At 39.7% G+C, this 19,425-nt stretch carries 20 protein-coding genes and 1 tRNA gene; 12 read left to right on the plus strand and 9 right to left on the minus strand.

Translation table 11 applies throughout. From position 1 onward, the window contains the following. Positions 1 to 213 precede the first annotated feature (213 nt). The 3 genes from groL to OCI93_RS07195 all read right to left on the minus strand — a co-directional run bounded on the left by groL (position 214) and on the right by OCI93_RS07195 (position 2,818). Positions 214 to 1,863: a chaperonin GroEL gene (gene groL, locus OCI93_RS07185; protein ID WP_261595444.1), complete on the minus strand. Its 1,650-nt coding sequence runs from the start codon at positions 1,861 to 1,863 to the stop codon at positions 214 to 216. Positions 1,864 to 1,912: 49 nt separating this feature from the next. Beyond that, positions 1,913 to 2,200, minus strand: coding sequence for a co-chaperone GroES (locus tag OCI93_RS07190; RefSeq protein ID WP_070986334.1), 288 nt, complete (start codon positions 2,198 to 2,200; stop codon positions 1,913 to 1,915). A 114-nt stretch (positions 2,201 to 2,314) separates the two neighbouring features. After that, positions 2,315 to 2,818: an FxsA family protein gene (locus OCI93_RS07195; RefSeq protein ID WP_261595445.1), complete on the minus strand. Its 504-nt coding sequence runs from the start codon at positions 2,816 to 2,818 to the stop codon at positions 2,315 to 2,317. 170 nt (positions 2,819 to 2,988) lie between these two features. On the opposite strand from OCI93_RS07195, the gene cutA reads away from it, so the two are divergent. The 7 genes from cutA to OCI93_RS07230 all read left to right on the plus strand — a co-directional run bounded on the left by cutA (position 2,989) and on the right by OCI93_RS07230 (position 9,389). Beyond that, positions 2,989 to 3,309 carry a divalent-cation tolerance protein CutA gene (cutA, locus tag OCI93_RS07200; protein WP_261595446.1) on the plus strand — a complete coding sequence of 107 codons (321 nt, stop codon included), beginning with the start codon at positions 2,989 to 2,991 and terminating at the stop codon, positions 3,307 to 3,309. Beyond that, positions 3,309 to 5,099 (plus strand): protein-disulfide reductase DsbD, encoded by a 1,791-nt coding sequence (locus OCI93_RS07205; RefSeq protein ID WP_261626124.1) that lies wholly within the window; start codon positions 3,309 to 3,311, stop codon positions 5,097 to 5,099. The genes cutA and OCI93_RS07205 overlap by 1 nt, the downstream gene beginning before the upstream one ends. 202 nt (positions 5,100 to 5,301) lie before the next feature. Further along, entirely contained in the window at positions 5,302 to 5,763 is a 462-nt protein-coding gene (gene aroQ / locus OCI93_RS07210) for a type II 3-dehydroquinate dehydratase (RefSeq protein WP_261595448.1), read from the plus strand. A 17-nt stretch (positions 5,764 to 5,780) separates the two neighbouring features. Further along, positions 5,781 to 6,242, plus strand: a complete 462-nt coding sequence (gene accB, locus OCI93_RS07215; RefSeq protein WP_261595449.1) for an acetyl-CoA carboxylase biotin carboxyl carrier protein — start codon at positions 5,781 to 5,783, stop codon at positions 6,240 to 6,242. A gap of 24 nt (positions 6,243 to 6,266) precedes the next feature. Then, entirely contained in the window at positions 6,267 to 7,607 is a 1,341-nt protein-coding gene (accC, locus tag OCI93_RS07220; RefSeq protein ID WP_261595450.1) for an acetyl-CoA carboxylase biotin carboxylase subunit, read from the plus strand. 211 nt (positions 7,608 to 7,818) lie between these two features. Continuing rightward, positions 7,819 to 7,895 (plus strand) — tRNA-Ile (locus OCI93_RS07225). Positions 7,896 to 8,102: 207 nt separating this feature from the next. After that, on the plus strand, positions 8,103 to 9,389 hold the full coding sequence (locus OCI93_RS07230; RefSeq protein ID WP_261626125.1) for a hypothetical protein: 1,287 nt from the start codon (positions 8,103 to 8,105) through the stop codon (positions 9,387 to 9,389). A gap of 124 nt (positions 9,390 to 9,513) precedes the next feature. On the opposite strand, the gene OCI93_RS07235 is transcribed toward OCI93_RS07230, so the two are convergent. The 3 genes from OCI93_RS07235 to OCI93_RS07245 form a co-directional block, all read right to left on the minus strand. Next, positions 9,514 to 9,804 carry a type II toxin-antitoxin system RelE/ParE family toxin gene (locus OCI93_RS07235; RefSeq protein WP_261593965.1) on the minus strand — a complete coding sequence of 97 codons (291 nt, stop codon included), beginning with the start codon at positions 9,802 to 9,804 and terminating at the stop codon, positions 9,514 to 9,516. After that, entirely contained in the window at positions 9,791 to 10,048 is a 258-nt protein-coding gene (locus OCI93_RS07240; RefSeq protein WP_261593967.1) for a ribbon-helix-helix domain-containing protein, read from the minus strand. Before OCI93_RS07240 ends, OCI93_RS07235 begins: the two co-directional genes overlap by 14 nt. A gap of 348 nt (positions 10,049 to 10,396) precedes the next feature. Continuing rightward, positions 10,397 to 10,834, minus strand: a complete 438-nt coding sequence (locus OCI93_RS07245; protein WP_261626126.1) for a hypothetical protein — start codon at positions 10,832 to 10,834, stop codon at positions 10,397 to 10,399. A 301-nt stretch (positions 10,835 to 11,135) separates the two neighbouring features. On the opposite strand from OCI93_RS07245, the gene OCI93_RS07250 reads away from it, so the two are divergent. Then, the gene (locus OCI93_RS07250; RefSeq protein ID WP_261593971.1) at positions 11,136 to 11,528 is read left to right on the plus strand and encodes a hypothetical protein; all 393 of its coding nucleotides are present in this window, start codon (positions 11,136 to 11,138) and stop codon (positions 11,526 to 11,528) included. Between the two features lie 99 nt (positions 11,529 to 11,627). Further along, the gene (locus OCI93_RS07255; RefSeq protein ID WP_261626127.1) at positions 11,628 to 12,959 is read left to right on the plus strand and encodes an ABC1 kinase family protein; all 1,332 of its coding nucleotides are present in this window, start codon (positions 11,628 to 11,630) and stop codon (positions 12,957 to 12,959) included. A 47-nt stretch (positions 12,960 to 13,006) separates the two neighbouring features. On the opposite strand, the gene OCI93_RS07260 is transcribed toward OCI93_RS07255, so the two are convergent. Then, positions 13,007 to 14,068 carry a DUF6765 family protein gene (locus OCI93_RS07260; protein ID WP_261626128.1) on the minus strand — a complete coding sequence of 354 codons (1,062 nt, stop codon included), beginning with the start codon at positions 14,066 to 14,068 and terminating at the stop codon, positions 13,007 to 13,009. Between the two features lie 323 nt (positions 14,069 to 14,391). Here OCI93_RS07260 and OCI93_RS07265 point away from each other — a divergent pair, with 323 nt between their 5' ends. The 3 genes from OCI93_RS07265 (at position 14,392) to OCI93_RS07275 (ending at position 17,864) form a co-directional block, all read left to right on the plus strand. Next, positions 14,392 to 16,785 carry an EAL domain-containing protein gene (locus OCI93_RS07265; RefSeq protein ID WP_261626129.1) on the plus strand — a complete coding sequence of 798 codons (2,394 nt, stop codon included), beginning with the start codon at positions 14,392 to 14,394 and terminating at the stop codon, positions 16,783 to 16,785. Positions 16,786 to 16,892: 107 nt separating this feature from the next. Continuing rightward, positions 16,893 to 17,327: a transcriptional repressor gene (locus tag OCI93_RS07270; protein WP_261593977.1), complete on the plus strand. Its 435-nt coding sequence runs from the start codon at positions 16,893 to 16,895 to the stop codon at positions 17,325 to 17,327. A gap of 69 nt (positions 17,328 to 17,396) precedes the next feature. Then, positions 17,397 to 17,864, plus strand: a complete 468-nt coding sequence (locus OCI93_RS07275) for a chemotaxis protein CheX (protein ID WP_261593978.1) — start codon at positions 17,397 to 17,399, stop codon at positions 17,862 to 17,864. Between the two features lie 6 nt (positions 17,865 to 17,870). Here OCI93_RS07275 and OCI93_RS07280 read toward each other — a convergent pair whose 3' ends face one another. Further along, on the minus strand, positions 17,871 to 18,290 hold the full coding sequence (locus OCI93_RS07280) for a secondary thiamine-phosphate synthase enzyme YjbQ (RefSeq protein ID WP_261626130.1): 420 nt from the start codon (positions 18,288 to 18,290) through the stop codon (positions 17,871 to 17,873). Between the two features lie 46 nt (positions 18,291 to 18,336). Continuing rightward, positions 18,337 to 19,425, minus strand: coding sequence for an alanine racemase (gene alr, locus OCI93_RS07285; RefSeq protein WP_261593981.1), 1,089 nt, complete (start codon positions 19,423 to 19,425; stop codon positions 18,337 to 18,339).

Genomic DNA, 19,425 nt, shown 5'->3' on the forward strand with positions numbered 1-19,425 from the left:
CAGCTTTGATCACCCAATGGCATTAACTTTGATCACTTATTCTCATTAAGCTTTGATCACAAAAATCAGGGACTTCTCAACCCGTCAAAAAAGATACCCAACGCCTTGTACCTCCCTAAAATGACGAAGCTCTAGCAAATTTCAGACACAAAAAAAAAACCCTAACATCAATGTGTTAGGGTTTTTCTAAAAAGCGATTTGGGCCGATTTTTACTACATCATGCCGCCCATGCCGCCCATTCCACCCATGCCGCCCATATCAGGAGCCGCTGGTGCATCTTCTTTAGGTAGTTCAGCAACCATTGCTTCAGTGGTGATCATAAGACCGGCTACTGATGCTGCATACTGAAGTGCAGAGCGTGTTACTTTAGTTGGGTCAAGGATACCCATCTCAATCATGTCGTTGTATTCGCCGCTTGCCGCGTTGTAACCATAGTTACCTTCGCCTGCTTTAACATTGTTTACAACCACTGATGCTTCATCACCTGCATTTGTCACGATTTGACGAAGCGGTGCTTCCATCGCACGAAGTGCTACTTTAATACCATGGTTTTGGTCTTCATTGTCGCCTAGTAGTTCAACTAGTTTGTTAGCTACGCGAACAAGCGCAACACCGCCACCAGGTACTACACCTTCTTCAACCGCTGCGCGAGTCGCATGTAGTGCATCTTCAACGCGGTCTTTTTTCTCTTTCATTTCTACTTCAGTTGCTGCGCCAACTTTAATTACTGCAACACCGCCAGCTAGTTTAGCCATACGCTCTTGAAGTTTTTCTTTGTCGTAGTCTGAAGTTGCTTCTTCGATTTGTGCTTTGATTTGTGCAACACGCCCGTCAATGCCTTCTTGCTCACCAGCACCATCGATGATAGTTGTGTCGTCTTTAGTGATCACAACGCGCTTAGCAGTACCTAAGTCTTCGATTGTTGACTTCTCAAGCTCAAGACCAATCTCTTCAGAGATAACTGTACCACCAGTTAGAATTGCGATGTCTTGTAGCATTGCTTTACGACGGTCGCCAAAACCTGGCGCTTTAACAGCTGCTACTTTCACGATACCGCGCATGTTGTTCACAACAAGTGTTGCCAGCGCTTCGCCTTCAAGGTCTTCAGCGATAATAAGTAGTGGTTTGCTTGTTTTAGCAACAGCTTCTAATGTTGGTAATAACTCACGAATGTTAGAGATTTTTTTATCTACTAATAAAATGTGTGGGTTATCTAACTCAACAGCGCCTTTTTCTGCGTTGTTGATAAAATAAGGAGATAAGTAACCACGGTCAAACTGCATACCTTCAACAACGTCTAGTTCGTTTTCTAACGACTGACCTTCTTCAACGGTAATTACGCCAGACTCACGGCCTACTTTTTCCATTGCGTTTGCAATGATGTCACCAATTTCTAAATCAGTGTTTGCAGAAATAGTACCTACTTGAGCAATTGCTTTTGTATCAGCACACGGTACTGACAACGCTTTTAGTTCAGCTACTGCTGCAATAACCGCTTTATCGATGCCGCGTTTAAGGTCCATTGGGTTCATGCCCGCTGCAACTGCTTTTAAGCCTTCGTTTACGATTGACTGTGCAAGTACGGTCGCAGTTGTTGTGCCATCACCCGCTGTATCATTTGCTTTAGATGCAACTTCTTTTACCATTTGTGCACCCATGTTCTCGAACTTGTCTTCAAGTTCAATTTCTTTCGCAACAGATACACCATCTTTGGTAATAACTGGCGCGCCAAATGATTTGTCTAAAACAACGTTACGGCCTTTTGGACCTAATGTTACACGTACTGCGTTTGCTAAAATATTTACACCCGCTAGCATTTTAGTGCGAGCATCGTTTGCAAAGATTACTTCTTTTGCTGCCATGATTTTAATTCCTATTAAATTTGGTAAATTCGAAAAGTGAAAAGTAGGATTAGCCTACAATGCCTAAAATGTTGTCTTCACGCATGATCAGGTATTCTTGACCTTCGATCTTTTCAGTTTTTTCAACATAAGAGCCGAATAGCACGGTATCACCGGCTTTTACTTCTAACGCTCTTACTTCACCGTTGTCTAGCACGCGGCCATTACCTACAGCAATAACTTCACCACGAGTTGACTTCTCTGCCGCTGAGCCAGTTAATACAATACCGCCAGCAGACTTTGTTTCTTCTTCAAGACGCTTGATGATTACGCGATCATGTAAAGGACGAATGTTCATGTGTTGTTTTCTCCTAACAGTTTCTGAACAATTACAGAAAAATTCTTTTAAATTCAGTTGCCATCATTTATGGGGGTGGCTGTTTTAAAACCCAAGTAAAAAATTGAAAATTTTTTAATCTTTTCTTTGGTATTCACCCTCTATCGTATTAGATGACTGCTCTTTACTTTTAAGGTCTCTATGCTCTGCATGCTCAAATGGCTGTGATGTACTACTGTGATGAGTAAAAGTATTATGTGATTGATTCATACTGGTTTGCATTTTAACCGTTACTTGCTTCATCAATGCTTTAGCCAATCGAGTACGAATAACGGGAGTCAATAACATAAAGCCCAACACATCAGTCATGATCCCAGGTGTCATGAGCAATACACCTGCAATGATCACACATAGGCCAGTAAACAATTCAGCCGCGGGCATTTGCCCTTGTGACATTTGACCTTGTACGTTGCTGTAGGCACTGAGCCCTTGCTGCTTCACTAGTTTTGCACCAAAAATAGCGGTTAATATCACTAAAGCAATTGTCGCAACACCACCAATAACATCACTTACTTGAATAAGCAGCGCAATTTCAATAATGGGCACCACAATAAACAGTACAAATAGAATACGAAACATACTTTCTCCTAAATCAATGAAACTTAAATATGGGTTACTCGGTCTCATTTCAAGCACAAACGAGAAGATAAGCTACAGGGCTGCTATTTTGCTTTCATCTATAGACACTTGGGATAGATATTAGTTTAAGCTACTATGACTAAAGTTTATTCTTTGTAAAGGAACAGCGCATGGCTCCCCAGTACAAACTGATCATGACCACCTGCGAAAATCAACAAGATGCAAATCAGCTTGCCAATCAACTCGTGGTGTTAAAGCTCGCTGCTTGCGTCAACATTCTACCTGCCGTTGAGTCGGTTTACATGTGGCAAGGTGAAGTTGTGCAACACACCGAAACTAAACTGTTTATAAAAACCAAATCAGAAAAACTAAGTAAAGTGATCAACACCATCAAAGAACTTCATAGTTATGAAGTACCAGAAATTCAGGTACTCGATGTAACAGGTGGTAACTTAGCTTATTTTAACTGGATGGATGAGGTACTAAATTAATGCGCACCCTGTTGTTTATTTTTTCACTTATTTGGCTGTTGCCTGCTCACGCAAATAACGACATTCTTGAGAGCCTAATAACCCCCAAACAAAGTACATTTTTAAGTGTTAACGAAGCATTTAAGTTTGATTTTGACCAGCAAGGTAATATTCTTTTTACCGGCTGGGAAATTGAACCTGGCTATTATTTATATAAGAAAAAAATAGAGATCATTGCCAAAGAGGCTGATATTTCAGTACCTGAATATGCCAAGGGAGAAGAAATAGAAGATGAATTTTTTGGCAAAACAGAAGTCTATTTTAACTCTTTCTCAGTTGTGTCAAAACTGAGTAATATCAGTAATGACGCTATCGTAAAAATACGTTACCAAGGCTGTGCTGAAGCTGGTTTATGTTATCCACCTGAGGTCATTGAAATACCTTTGTCTCCTCTGGCTATGGTTAATACCACCGATAATGAAAGTAACAATCAACAAACGTCTAATGAGCAACTAAAAAGTAATACCAATGATGGTGAACCATTATCTTTTACTGAACGACTGGCAAATCAGAGCTTACTGACCAATTTAGCTATCTTTTTTATGGTTGGTGTGGGCTTAGCTTTTACACCCTGTGTTTTCCCTATGTTCCCAATATTATCTAGCCTGATAGCAGGCCAACAAGGCCTCTCAACAAAGAAAGCGTTTAGTTTATCATTTGTATATATCCAAGGTATGGCACTCACGTATGCTTTATTAGGGTTAGTTGTTGCCGCGCTTGGTGGACAAGTCCAAGGATATATACAACACCCTGCTGTACTTATTAGTTTTAGCTTATTATTTGTTTTACTCGCCATGACCATGTTTGGCTGGTATGAAATTAAGCTGCCTAATGGTTTAATGAATAAGCTAACCTCCATTAGTAACCAGCAAAAAGGTGGTAATTATTTGGGCGTGTTTGCTATGGGCATACTGTCTGGTTTAATCGCTTCTCCTTGCACCACTGCACCGCTTTCGGCTGCTTTATTATATGTTGCACAAAGTGGCGACTACTTTATTGGTGGCATCACACTTTACGCACTCAGTTTAGGAATGGGATTACCACTGCTATTACTTGGCACATCAGGCGGTAAATTACTGCCTAAAGCTGGCGCTTGGATGGAGCAAGTGAAAATACTGTTTGGTTTTGTAATGTTGGTGGTGCCACTAATATTACTTGAACGCATTCTTGATTTTGACATTATTCTTTGGCTGGGTAGTGGCCTAATGCTCGCAACTGCGCTGTACTTGCATCATTGGCAAAGCCAGCAGCACACGGGCGTGTTTAAAACACTATTATGGGGTGTTGCTTCATTGTTATTAGTAACGTCACTTTTGGTTAGTAAACAACTTATTTGGCCTACTAAAACGATAAAAGTGACACAACAAGCTAACAGTGAGAAAAAGTTTCAATTAGTCGAAGACTTAAGTGCGCTAAGGCAAGCTATTGACCACGCAAATGATAATGGCCAAATCGCCATTGTAGACCTATACGCAGATTGGTGTGTAGCTTGTAAAGAGTTTGAAAAATACACGTTTTTTGCGCCTGAGGTACAAACACAATTTCAACACTTTGCTTTATTAAAGCTAGATTTAACGCAAAATGATGAGAAAAGTATCGAAATCATGCAAGAGTTTAATGTTTTTGGTTTACCTACCATGTTGTTCTTTGATTCTCAGGGAAATGAGCTATCAGAGTTACGAGTTACTGGCTTTATGGGTCCACAACCCTTCTCTGCTCACCTAAAGAAAGTACGTAATCACGTAGAATAATCCCGAATATGTGGACGCTGGCTAATTGAGAGCAGCGTTCACCATCTGATTAGACCAGTATTTTGCTGCTATTTACTTCGATATATCTATAATACACAGCGAAAGTGAGAAAAATTTGCTATTTAAGTTTAAAGCGCTTAATTTAGATACTATCTTTTATAAAATGCTTAGTTTATTTAGATTTTGGGGATTTTCACAGATTATGACCGCAAAGTTACAGATTTTAGTCTTAAATGGCCCAAACCTTAATATGCTTGGCCGCCGTGAGCCTCAAACCTATGGCACACTAACGCTTAATGAGCTGATAGCAACATTAGATAAGCAAGCCCAACAACTTGGTGTCACGCTTTCACATTTTCAAAGTAATAGTGAAGCAGAGCTTATTAATAAAATACATGATGCATGGCAACAGATTGACGCCATCATCATCAATCCCGCAGCTTTTACACATACAAGTATTGCGCTGCGTGATGCACTATTAAGTGTAAATATACCTTTTTATGAAGTGCATATTAGTAATGTTTATGCACGAGAACCCTTTCGCCACAAGTCATACTTTTCTGACATAGCGCAAGGGGTTATATGTGGCTTAGGCGCAATAGGCTATCAAGCAGCTCTTATGGCTGCAGTAAGCAAGTTGCACAACAAAAATAACGCAAATTAACTAACAGGCGGGTCATTATGGATATTCGCAAGATTAAAAAACTTATCGAATTAGTAGAAGAATCAGGCATTGCTGAACTTGAAATTACCGAAGGTGAAGAGTCAGTACGTATTAATCGTTATAGCAACGCACCTGTTATAGCACAGCCACAACAATTTGCAGCACCTGCACCTTTAGCTGCACCGGCTGCAGCCCCAGTAGCAGCAGCTCCTGATGCAACACCGGCAGCGCCTGCTGCACCATCAGGCCACCAAGTATTATCACCTATGGTTGGTACTTTCTATGCAGCAGCTTCTCCTGAGGCTCCTAATTACGTTGAGGTTGGCTCAAAAGTAAATGTAGGCGATACGCTATGTATCGTTGAAGCAATGAAAATGATGAACCAGATTGAAGCAGATAAAGCCGGTGTGGTTAAAGCAATTCTTGTTCAAAATGGTGACCCTATTGAGTTCGACCAACCAATATTCATCATCGAATAATTACGCAATAAGAAGGCAAACGCTATGTTAGATAAAGTAGTCATTGCGAACCGAGGTGAAATAGCACTTCGCGTATTGCGTGCCTGCAAGGAGCTTGGGATCAAAACAGTGGCTGTACACTCAACCGCTGACCGCGATCTTAAACATGTACTTCTTGCGGACGAAACCATTTGTATCGGAAAACCCGCTGCGTCTGAAAGTTACCTAGATATTCCGCGAATTATTGCTGCGGCTGAAGTAACTGATGCAGTTGCCATTCACCCGGGTTACGGGTTTCTATCAGAAAACGCTGACTTTGCTGATCAAGTTGAGCAAAGTGGCTTTGTATTCATAGGCCCAAGAGGCGATACCATTCGCTTAATGGGTGACAAAGTATCAGCTATCGAAGCAATGCGTAAAGCAGGCGTACCTTGTGTACCAGGCTCTGATGGCCCACTGACCGAAGACAACGACCGCAACGTACAAATTGCCAAGCGCATTGGTTACCCTGTAATTATTAAAGCAGCGGGCGGCGGTGGCGGTCGTGGTATGCGCGTGGTACGTAGCGAGGCAGAACTAGTAGATTCAATTGCATTAACGCAACAAGAAGCGAAGCAGTTCTTTGGGAATGGCATGGTCTATATGGAGAAATTCCTTGAAAACCCACGTCATATCGAAGTACAAGTATTAGCTGACGGTCAAGGCAATGCCATTCACTTAGGTGAGCGTGATTGCTCTATGCAACGTCGCCACCAGAAAGTGGTTGAAGAAGCCCCTGCCCCCGGAATTACTGCGGAAATGCGTAAATTCATTGGCGATCGCTGTACTCGTGCATGTATTGAAATCAATTACCGTGGCGCTGGTACTTTTGAATTTTTGTATGAAAACGGTGAGTTCTACTTCATTGAAATGAATACCCGTATTCAAGTTGAACACCCCGTAACTGAAATGGTTACTGGTGTCGACTTAATCAAAGAGCAGCTCAAAATTGCTGCTGGTCAACCTTTGTCTATCACACAAGGTGACGTGGTGATCCGTGGTCATGCAATTGAATGCCGTATTAATGCTGAAGACCCAGAGAGCTTCATCCCATCTCCAGGTAAAATTACGCGCTTTCACCCTGCAGGCGGCTTAGGCATTCGTTGGGACAGTCATATTTATGCTGATTATACTGTTCCTCCGCATTACGACTCTATGATTGGTAAACTGATCACCTATGGTGAAAACCGTGACGTTGCTATTGCACGCGCACGTAATGCATTAAACGAGCTCGTTATTGATGGCATTAAAACTAACACGCCTCTGCATAAGAAAATTCTTGCAGATGAAAATTTCCAAAATGGTGGAACAAACATCCATTATCTTGAGAAAAAGTTAGGTTTATAAACATCTATGCTTAAAAAGCCGACAATTGTCGGCTTTTTAGTCTGTATAAAATATCGATACAGCCTAAATTGCTCTAAATTTAATCATTTGATTTATAGATAGTTAAATTTATAGCATTTACTAGTGACAAGGCATTTAAAAGTTTTTATACTGCACCCCGCTTACTTAATGTTAGTAAGCCTTTAACCTACATTCTACGTAGGTACTGTATGGCCCCTTAGCTCAGTTGGTTAGAGCACACGACTCATAATCGTTAGGTCCCCAGTTCGAGTCTGGGAGGGGCCACCATTTCTCAAAGCTTCCCAAGTAAATATCGACTAACAAAAATTACTTTGTGCTACTTTTAGTCTTCAACCAAAACCTTAAATATCAAAATATTTTTATGCTAAAAAAGCTGCAAACTATTACTTGAAATTGTGTCAGCTTAGCGCCTATGTATTTAGGGCTAAAATAGATTAAGCTATATTGAGATTTGACAATAATCAGGAATGTTTAATGGCAAAGTCAAAATGGACAGACTCTGCTTCTGTTAATGAAGTGCTCTCTAGAGTAGAAAAACTAAAATTAAAGGCTGGCCAGCAGTGTGGACAGATCATAACTAAAAAAAGTTTTAAGTCAGCTTTTAACTCCAATGGGTTTGATAATTACTTAATGCTTCTAAAAGAGTTAGTTCGATTTGATTCTGAAGTCCCTGATGCGGTTAAAGAGCAAATATTACATGATGCTATTTGGCACGCCGCTGATATGGAACAGTTGCAAAGCGGTTTTATCGGAGGTCAAATAAAAAGGTTAGAAGCAGAGTATTTGGCACAAATAACAAAAAAATACTATTTGATTACCGCAGTATCGATCACCGGTTTAAAAAACAAACGTATGATTAAAACTCCTAAATCTGTGATAACGATTTCTAAGCACTTCCCAAAGAAATTCAAAAATAGCTATGACTTTCAGCAGGTGCAATCAATGTACCCACGAATTAATCAAAAATGTTACTCTTGGGTCACTATAGAAGTTTGTGCAAAGTGCGTCCATGCAGCAACAGAGCTTGCGCTTGAGCAACTAGACTATTGGCGCGGTATATTTAATATTTTTTTTAATCGTAACTATACCAGAACTTCATTTAGGAAGCCTGCTCCCATTAACAAAATCACCAAATATCCATATCACTCACTTCATATGGAAAATGGCGATAAAGCATCTCCCTTTTATTGGTTTGACCCAAACTTTAGCTATGAAACTTCATCGCTGGATGTTTCTCAAAGTTATGATCAAGCTAAGTCTTTTTATCAAAAAAAATCTACTGATATTGATATCTGTGGAAGTCGAAATTTTTTTATTGAAATATTAAATCGATATTGTTCCTCTCTTGATACTTCAGATATGAATAGTTCATTTTTAGCTATGTGGTCACTATTAGAGTCATTAACATTCACAGGGAAAGAAAACTATCATGTTACAATTGCGAGGACATTAATCTTATTTAAGGATAAATTTCAGCTTAGCCTTGAATTAGAAATATTGCGAAAGAAACGTAATATGGCAATTCACAATGGGAGACAGTTTAAAGAAGCTGAAAAATATGCTTATCAACTAATGAATATTATCCATGAGTATATTTTCTTTTTAATAGGGGCTATAAGAAAAAGTAAATCTACTGAGCAGTTGGAATCTGTATTAGATCTCCCACCAGATAAAGCCAAGCTATTAAAAGCTCGTCAGCAGCTTGAAGGTGAAATAGAAAAATTAGACTTGCTCAATAGTCTTATAAAGATCGAAGATTAAAGAATTTTATCTTAAGTAAACTTCAGTAACTCCAACCCTAAATCAGCCGAGCTCTTGGGACACAGTTTTCGAAACACTACCTCAATTTCTCAGAGCCTACTTGATAGCTAACTAAATATGTTCATTATTCAAAAGCAGCTTTAAGGTTTTCTGCCCTTAGTATTCGCATAACATCAACACAGTCACTAGAGACTAGGTAGTAAATAGCATGTTTGCCATACACACTACGTCTGTATCCCTTACGGATATGATCGACAGCCTGATAATGCAACGGGTTTTCAGCAATGCTTTGAAACTGAATAATTAGCCCATCAACATATGATTTAGCCTGAGCCAAACCAAAGTTATCGATACCATATCCAAATAGCTGCTCGAAGTCCTGATCAGCAGCTGTACTTAATCTATACTTTGCCATTAGTTTGTTTTCGAGCAATCACCGCATTAACAATATCTTCAGGAGAACGTGAGCTAAAACCACTTTGCTCTGCTTTAATAAGTTCTTGTCTAATAACTTCAACTTCGCTGGCACGAACTTGCTCTTTTCGGATCAAATCTCGTAATAATTCGCTGTCACTAGCATAATTGCCAGTAGCTAGCTGTGCTTGCATCCATTGCTCTTGCTGAGCAGTCACTGTGATACTTTTCTTTACCATTGCCATAATTTACCTCCAATGCAAGAAACTTCGTAAGGATTTAATCCTACTTTATACTACCACAATAAAGTTTAGTCCAGAACTGGTAAGAATCAATCTGAGTTACACCATACAATTCATAGGTGGTAACAAAATCGGTAAGTTGGAGGTTGTGACCATAGTAAATACCGCAATATTAAAGGGATTATAAGCTTCCCTATAGGTCTCATAATCGTTAGGTCCCCAGTTCGAGTCTGGGAGGGGCCACCATTTATTAAAAATACCACCATTTAATATTTAAAGAGATAAGTAAAAAGCTTACTCATTAAATTTCAAAATCGTATTTATAGGCTAAGTTAGACTGCTATCCCTAAGCTAAAATCGATATCCTACATGAATACCAACTAAAGTTTTGGTATGAACCTCGTCTAGACTCGCGAACATGCTAGCTTTATCTTCGCGTCTAGCACCTACGCTGCCTCCCAAAACCCAGCCTGAAGCACTCACACCTTGTGAATAATAATTATAGGTGAATGCTGCAAACCCCTTTTCGCTTGTGATAACTTCGCTACCAACGGCTATGCCAATTGCATGTTTATTGTTATTACTAAATACAAATTGATACCCCATAGCAGCGCCAATCAACCCAAGTGATGCGTACACAGTATGCTCGCCTTGAACTAGTGAATATTTTGCACCCAAAGCCCCACCATACTGGTAGCCAGCCCCGATGTCGACTTGAGCCAACGCAGGATTAACTGATGCAACGCTTAAAAATATCAAAGCTGCCGCCTTTAACGATGAATTTAACATTTTATATTTAATCCTTTAAGTTACTCAATTTGTGACTACAATAGAAACAAATTGTGATACAAAAAATACCCATCTACACCCAGAAAGTCAACTACGCCCTATCGTTTGCATGTTAAGCAACCAGACCAAGTTACTTGTTTCATAATTCCTTTAGGAGGTTACAGCAGCAAACAAATTATTTCGAAAATTTAGTGACACTTATATCCAACATATAAAAACTGACTTTTATCGCCAAATGATAACCTTCACCCGTCGATACAATTACAATACGACTAATTATTTTTTCAAGTGAGAAATTTATATGAACAAAGTGATATTTTTTGCAGTAATTGCATTTGTGGTTGCTGCTATTTACTTAAATAATAACTTTAACTACATACAACATGGTGATGCCAAATTTGTATATGATGAATCCAGCATTGACAACGCTCTAGCACAACAGATACATCAATACCTACTCAATAACAATGCTTATAAAGATAAAACAGGAGAAATTTTTCTGCTTAAAAAAACGCCATCTGATACATGGATTATCAAGTATCCGGTATATCAGGGCGGTGACATTGCCCCCAAGTTGCTAAAAGAAATAGAAACATTGAGTCAAGGACTAAAAGAGCAAGTGTTGAATAACGAAACACTTGAAGTTCACATCACCAATGTGGGTTACCAAAGTGTACAATTTTTTAAAATTTAGCTCAATTGGGTGACGCGCTACCACCATAAAGTCGATTTAGAGTGAACAATTTACACTCATCACCGTATTGGTAAGTAAATCAAACTAGCCGGAGGTCGCGTGGCAAAAAGCATAGACAATAAAATTGGGAAGAAAATTCCCAGTAACAGACTCCACCGTGTTGGCATGTTTGGTTCCATTGTGACTAGAGTAGCTACCAACATGGCTTCTGAAGGCGCAAAACAATTATTATCAGGAAAGCGACCCTCCACAAAGCAACTATTGCTGACGCCAAAGAACATTTCCAGTGTCACGGAGCAGCTAGCACAACTTCGCGGTGCCGCTATGAAAATCGGCCAGCTGCTAAGTATGGATGCCGGTGATGCATTACCCAAAGAACTCACTGACATACTGGCCAAGTTGCGCTCAGATGCCACGCCTATGCCAGCAAAGCAGCTTGCTGCTGTATTAGAAAAGGAATGGGGTCAAGATTGGCAGCAGCATTTCATTTCATTTAACTTCAAGCCTCTCGCCGCCGCTTCTATCGGACAAGTTCACTTCGCGCGCCATGACGATGCCTCTGAACTTGCTATAAAGGTGCAATATCCTGGCATTAGAAAAAGCATAAGCAGTGATGTTGATAACGTAGCGACATTACTTCGCATAACTGGATTGGTTCCCAAAGAAGTTGATTATAAAAACATATTAGAAGAGGCAAAAAAACAATTACATGATGAAGCCAACTATGAATTAGAAGCAGAGATGGCCCATGCCTTTTATAAGTACTTACAGGATGATAAAAGGTTCATCGTGCCTAAAATATATAAAGCGCTCACTACGCCTTCCATTTTAACTATGAGTTTTGAGCAGGGTGAGTCAGTTGAAACACTGCAGGATTTGCCACAGCAACAAAGAGATCAATTAATCACAGACTTGTTTGAATTATTATTTAAAGAAGTATTTGAATTTCAACTAGTACAAACTGATCCAAACTTTGCTAACTATTTATACCAAAGAGGCAGTAAGAAGTTGGTTTTGTTGGATTTTGGTGCAACACGTCATTACAACAGCAATATTAGCCAAGGCTACCAAAAATTGCTGAGCGGCGCCATGAACAAAAATAAAGAAGATATGGGGCTGGCCATGGCGCAAATAGGTTTTTTCAGTGAGGATATTTTCCCTGATCACAAAGACGCGGTGATAAACCTGGTCATGACAGCTTGCGAACCTCTGCAATGTGAAGGAAGCTACGACTTTGGTAATACTGACCTAGCTAAGCGTATTCATGATGCTGGTATGGCACTGAGCATGGAGCAAGGCTATTGGCATACTCCACCTGTAGATGCGCTATTTTTACATCGTAAAATTGGTGGGTTATTTCTATTAGCCGCACGCCTCAATACCCATGTAAATGTTAGAGCTTTATTCATACCTTATCAGTGGCAACCATAGTTAGTTGATAAGCACACTGGTTAGGCTCAAACTTATTCTTTGCACAGCTAAGAAACGCAAATGCCATATCTTGGTAAAATTATATCAACCACGTTGAATCGGTGCTGTTTTGCCGCATCATGAAACAATTTCCAATCAGATGATAAAAAAGCTTGGCTAAATAAATAGTCATCTTCGTCACCATCACTTAGCACGGTTCCCAGTGCTTGATGCTTCCATGAGCCTAGCCCTTTGGCAATATACGCTAATTGATAAGCACCTAAACCAAATCGGTCACGGGCTATGGCTTCTAACCATAACTTTAAACGTAATTCCCCACCATCCATATCAAACTCACTAAAACACTGCGCTATAAGTGTTTTGATATGGCTACTTAGCCCAACTGGAGTATGCTGCAAGTAGGTTTGATAAACCTTACACAATTCATTTGCCGCTTCTAAAAAATCTTTTGGGTTGTTACGCTCAATTCGCTCACCCAAACCATTCATGTAGCTCCAGTGCTGGTGAGGTAAATCAGGGTTAGATAATGCCTGCCCGTGACCCAAACTTGGAATCTCATCTTGCATCACATCCATAAAATAATCCGACACTCTTTGCATCCAATTACTATCTAGCTGGCCGTTATGATCTCTTATATTATCAACATTGTTTATCTGATGCTGTACCCCAGCAAAGCCTTGATGTCCGTAGGTATCAATAAAAACATGTGACGTAATACCGAGTAAATGCAATGCATAAGGGCGATGACGATTGGCAATACACTCATCCACCATGTCTTTTGCCACATAAGAGTTTGGCTTACATACTAGCTTACGAATAAAGCTGCCTGATGGGTTGCTGCCAGCAGGTAGCCCATCATTGCCTGGTAAAAAATGAAAGGGGATCCAAACCTGCTGATTTTTAAGGCTCTGTAGGTTTCTATAATCAAGCATTTTATGGGCTGTGGTGATCCGTTTATAGGTCGCACCATTACTAAACTTAATGGTTCCCTGATTGGTTGCATCATCAACATACTGAGATGCATGCGCAATCACCTTTGCGTCCTTGGGACTAAAGCCCGCCGCTCTAGCAACAACCCAAGTCATACCAAAATGTAAATCAATCTGCATAATTTCCCTTATCACAGCCTATCATGGCTAGCTTGTAACAATTAGCCAAAACCCACTGTTTCTGTTATATCAATTGCCTGAAGTGTAAATATATTATCCATGTATTCCTATCAAGCACTAAGGGCATATTAAACCTGTACGTACAACTCAAAATAGAGCGACTACTTTTCAATATTCTAGTCTAGACTTAAGTGATAAATAGCGTTGGTCAAAATAGCCAACCTGTATCATCGTATCCGAGTCCGACATACTCAACTTGAGCGAACGAGCCTTATATTATGAAAGCGCTATATTCAATTAACATTAAGCTTTGGCTTAGTATTATGGCAACGTTGATATTTTTAATATGTTCTGTCGTTATCGCCAGCTATACTTACCGTGCACAGTTAAATGTATTGATTGATAGCAGCCGTTCGGCTTTAAATCGTGAGTTACCCGCGCTGGCTGTCGAGTTAGAGCAAGAAATAGCAAATAAGCATATTGAAAACGCCCAATTTGCCATCAAAACCAAAATGGCGAGTATATACTACCTGAATATTCTGGTTATTGACCATCAAGGCAATATTATTATTGCGCCCTCGGCTAACTTGGTCGGGCTACATTATCAAGCTCTCGGCTTGCCAATTTCTGACGAAATCACCGTAAACCTACAAAAAACAAAACAAGCACTCATCAAATATAATGATACCCAGTATGCCTTTGACAGCTATTACCCATTGAGGTTTGAGGGCAATAACATCAGTTTGTTATATGCCAGATATACGCTGCAATCTGATGTACAAAACTTAATTGACTTAACACTTGGTAAGAGCTCACTTATTGCACTATCCCTCTTTTTCGTGCTGTTATTTGTCGCAACTTTTGTGTACTGGTTTATTCACAAGCCTATCAATCATCTAACTTTTGTAGGTAAGAAATTACAAGCACTAGAGCTTGACTGTCGTGCAAATATGCAAGGCACAGGAGAGCTCAAGATGTTGGCCGATAGTTTTAATGCAATGGCTGATAGTCTACAAGAAAAAATAGCGTCTCAAAAAGCAGCAGAACAATATGCTCTATCAAAGCACAGCTTATTAGAAAGCATTTTTAAAGCGTTACCCGACGTCTTTATTCTCATTGATGATACTGGAGAGGTACTAGAGTTTCATAGCGGTAATAACAATGCATTTTTTATCGAAAAAACACGCTTAGTAGGCAATAATATCAATGAGTTGTTACCTAACTCTTCATCCAAAAGCTTTCAGCAAGCCATATCCGATACAAAAACCAGTAAACAGTTAATGTATATAGAGTATCCTTTAGAAATCGACAACCAAGCTAAGTTTTTTGAAGCTCGATTATCTCCTATTCCTTTCACTGAAAATATTGTCATTGTAGTTAGGGATATAACCCAAAGAAAACGCCAAGAGGAAATGATATTTCATCATGCTTTTTTTGATACCCTTACCAACCTTCCCAATCGATTTTTGGTCATCGAGAGACTGACACAGCAAATAAAAGAAGCTACCCGCAGCAAAGCGCACATTGCTGTGATGTTCATTGATTTAGACGACTTCAAAAAAGTAAATGATTCATTAGGTCACGAAATAGGAGATAAGTTACTGATTGCATCAGCCAAACGCTTACAAGACACATTGCGATTAGAAGATACCGTTGCGCGATTAGGTGGTGATGAATTTGTTATTTTGCTTGGTAACTTGAATGACCCTCACGATGCTCAACCTATTGCGGCTAATATAGTAAGACAATTTCGGACACCACTTCGCATTGATCAGCGTGAATTTTGCATTTCCTTAAGTTTAGGCGTCGCACTATATCCACATGATGGTGATACACCCAGTGAGTTATTACGTAAAGCAGATTCCGCAATGTATAACTCCAAACAACAAGGTAGGAATACTTATTCCTTCTTTACCGAGAAAATGAGTCAAGATCTTACTCGACGACTATTGCTCGAAGAACACCTGCGTCATGCATTAAGGCTAGGTGAACTTGAAGTGTACTATCAGCCTCAATTTAATATTGAAACTAATGAATTAATTGGCGCAGAAGCACTGCTTAGGTGGCACAATAGCGCATTAGGCAGCGTCTCCCCTGAAGAGTTTATTCCGCTTGCAGAAAATAATGGAGAAATAGTCGAAATTGGCAAATTTGTTTTAAAAACAGCCATAGAGCAAGCTACTGAGTGGTTTAATAAGCTCGATAAGCCCTTTAAAATTGCAGTAAACCTGTCTCCACGTCAATTCAAAGACCGTAATTTGATTAGCGACATCAAACGCTATATTGCCCAAGTTGATATGCCCGCGTCATTATTGGAGCTAGAAATAACAGAGGGCGTATTATTGTCTGGAGAGGACAGTGTAAGAAAAGCACTAAAAAACCTACATCAATTAGGTTTAATCATTGCAATGGATGACTTTGGCACGGGTTACTCATCTCTTAACTATTTACGACAATATCCTTTTGATATTTTAAAAATAGATCAAAGTTTTATTAGTGATTTATCTAATAAAGCTGAGGCGAGTGAGCTAGTTAACTCGATCATTACCATGTCTCATAGCCTGGGCCTTAAAGTCATTGCTGAGGGCATAGAAACCCTCTCCCAACTTAAAATACTAGAACATTATAGGTGTGATATTGGCCAAGGCTTTTTATTAGGAAAACCCATGCCAAGTAAAGACTTTGAACATTGGGTAGGGTTAACCGACATAAAATAGGTACACCTAGACGAGTATTTAAAGCTTTTTGATAATAACTGACTCACACTATAAGACTATTAAAAAGAATATGTTAGTATTTAAGGGCAAGAGTAAGGGTTAGAATAATGAATGTAGAATTATTGATCTCCAAAGCAAAACAAGTATGTAATAACCGCGGCGCAAGGTTTACTCCTATCCGCGAGAAAGTATTTCGCCTGCTCGCCAGTAAACAAGGCGGTGCGGGTGCTTATGACTTATTAGAAGAACTAAAAGTCACTGAGACAGCGGCAAAACCCGCGACCATATACAGAGCTTTAGATTTTCTAGCTGAACTTGGCTTTATTCATAAAATAGAAAGTACTAATTCATTTATGCTTTGCCAACATTTTGATCATATTCATCCCGTACAACTTTTGATTTGTGATGAATGTGGTAACGTTGAAGAATTACATTCTAGTGTTATCTCTCATGAATTGAATAATTTAGCAGCAGAGCAAGGTTTTATAGTTAGTGCGCAGACAATTGAAGCCCATGGCAAGTGTGAAAAGTGCAAAGACTAAGTGCATGTGTTCTAAAACCACACTACACTCAAATACTGCCTCTAAATAATATGTAATTAAGGAATTCATATGAAAGTAGAGTTTATCAACCCTTTTTTATCATCTTTAATTAATGTATTGGCCACCATGGCTCAAACAGAATTAACGCCAGGGAAACCAAAAATTAAAAAAGATGAAGTTGCTCAAGGTGATGTTTCTGGGCTTATAGGCATGGTTGGACCACAAACCAAAGGATCTTTCTCAATAACCTTTGATGAGAGCTTGGCTTTAGCAATAATGGAAAGAATGTTAGGTGAGCGACCAGACACGATTAATGAAGAAGTCACCGATATGGTAGGGGAAATAACAAACATGGTCACCGGTGGCGCTAAAAATTTACTCGGTGAAAAAGGATATGAATTTGAAATGGCAACCCCCATTGTCGTTTCTGGTAAAAATCATACCATTACACACCAATGTGAAGGGGCTAAAATCATAATGCCATTTACTTCTGCTGATGGCAGCGCCAGTATAGAAGTCAGCTTCGATACCTTATAACCAAGGTTATTCGCCTTGAATGGTGACAATAACCGTTCGGTTTGAAGCATGATCTCGATGCTCACATAAATAAATACCCTGCCATATACCGAGTGCTAACCGACCATTAGTAATAGGGATGCTCTGGTTTACACCTATTAGCGTCGATTTAATATGTGCAGGCATGTCATCTGGGCCCTCATAGGTATGGATATAATAAGGTGCATTTTGTGGTGCAAGTACATTAAAGTGATTTTCTAAGTCTTGCCTTACAGAAGGGTCCGCATTTTCGTTTATCGCCAAAGACGCAGAGGTATGCTGGATAAAAATATGCAATAAACCGATTTTAACCTGCCTAATCTCAGGCAGCTGCCTCGTAATTTCATCAGTAATTAAATGAAAGCCTCTATTACGAGCTTTGAGATTAACTGTTTTTTGTAACCACATATTATCCACCTAAATTGATTAGAGCATAACTCAATAACAAGTAACCTTACTGCTTTGCATATAGATACTCGTAACTGACACGTGGGGTGACATTACATAGTAGCTCATACGGTATCGTATCAGCATGTGAAGCAACCTCTTCAACAGGCAAATTTGGCCCCCACATTTCTACTTCATCACCAATGTGTATATTGGCTTGATTATCACCAATATCAACTGTGATCATGTCCATAGAAACGCTGCCAACAATACCAAAACGTTGTCCTTTAATAATCACTGGTGTGCCATTTTTTGCATGACGTGGATAACCATCACCATAACCCATAGCAACAACAGCAAGTATCGTTTCTTTATTGCTTTGCCATCTACCACCATAACCTACAGGCTTATTGGCTGGTAAACGCCGAATTGCGATCACTCTAGTAATAAGCTTCATAACAGGCCTTAAACCATGGTTGTGGGCAATTTGATGCTGCATGGGTGATACCCCATAGAGCATCAGCCCAGGTCTAATCCAATCACCATGGCTTTTCGGCCAACCAATAATACCCGCTGAGTTAGCCAAACAAACTTGCTCTTGTTTGTTATCAACGAGCCTTGCAAAGGTGGCTATTTGCTCAGTCGTTTTGGTATTTTTTGTATCGTCAGCACAAGAGAAGTGAGTCATTAAATTAATCTGTTGCTTGACATTGTTTGAGTTTTTGAGTCGGTGATAGAATGCATTTAACTGCTGCGGTTCAACTCCTAAACGATGCATACCAGTATCGACTTTTAGCCATGTCGCTATAGGCGCATCTAATTTAGCTTGCTCCAACGCATATAACTGCTCTTCGTTGTGAATCACTGCTTGAAAGTTATTCGCCAATAAAATGGGAATATCACTGGCATTAAAAAAACCTTCTAACAATACAATCGGGTTGGTTATGCCGCCTGCGCGAAGCGCTAATGCTTCATCAATTCTTGCTACTGCGAAGGCATCTGCCTTTTGCAGATGCTGCGCAATCGTTACCAAGCCATGACCATAAGCATTGGCTTTCAATACCGCCATAACCTTAGCATTAGGTGCTATCTGTTTTATACAACACAAATTATGTGCTAATGCAGATAAATCAATCTCCGCCGCCGCTAACTTCAT

It is taken from the genome of Pseudoalteromonas holothuriae (assembly GCF_945859825.1).
GTDB classification, from domain to species: Bacteria; Pseudomonadota; Gammaproteobacteria; order Enterobacterales; family Alteromonadaceae; genus Pseudoalteromonas; species Pseudoalteromonas holothuriae.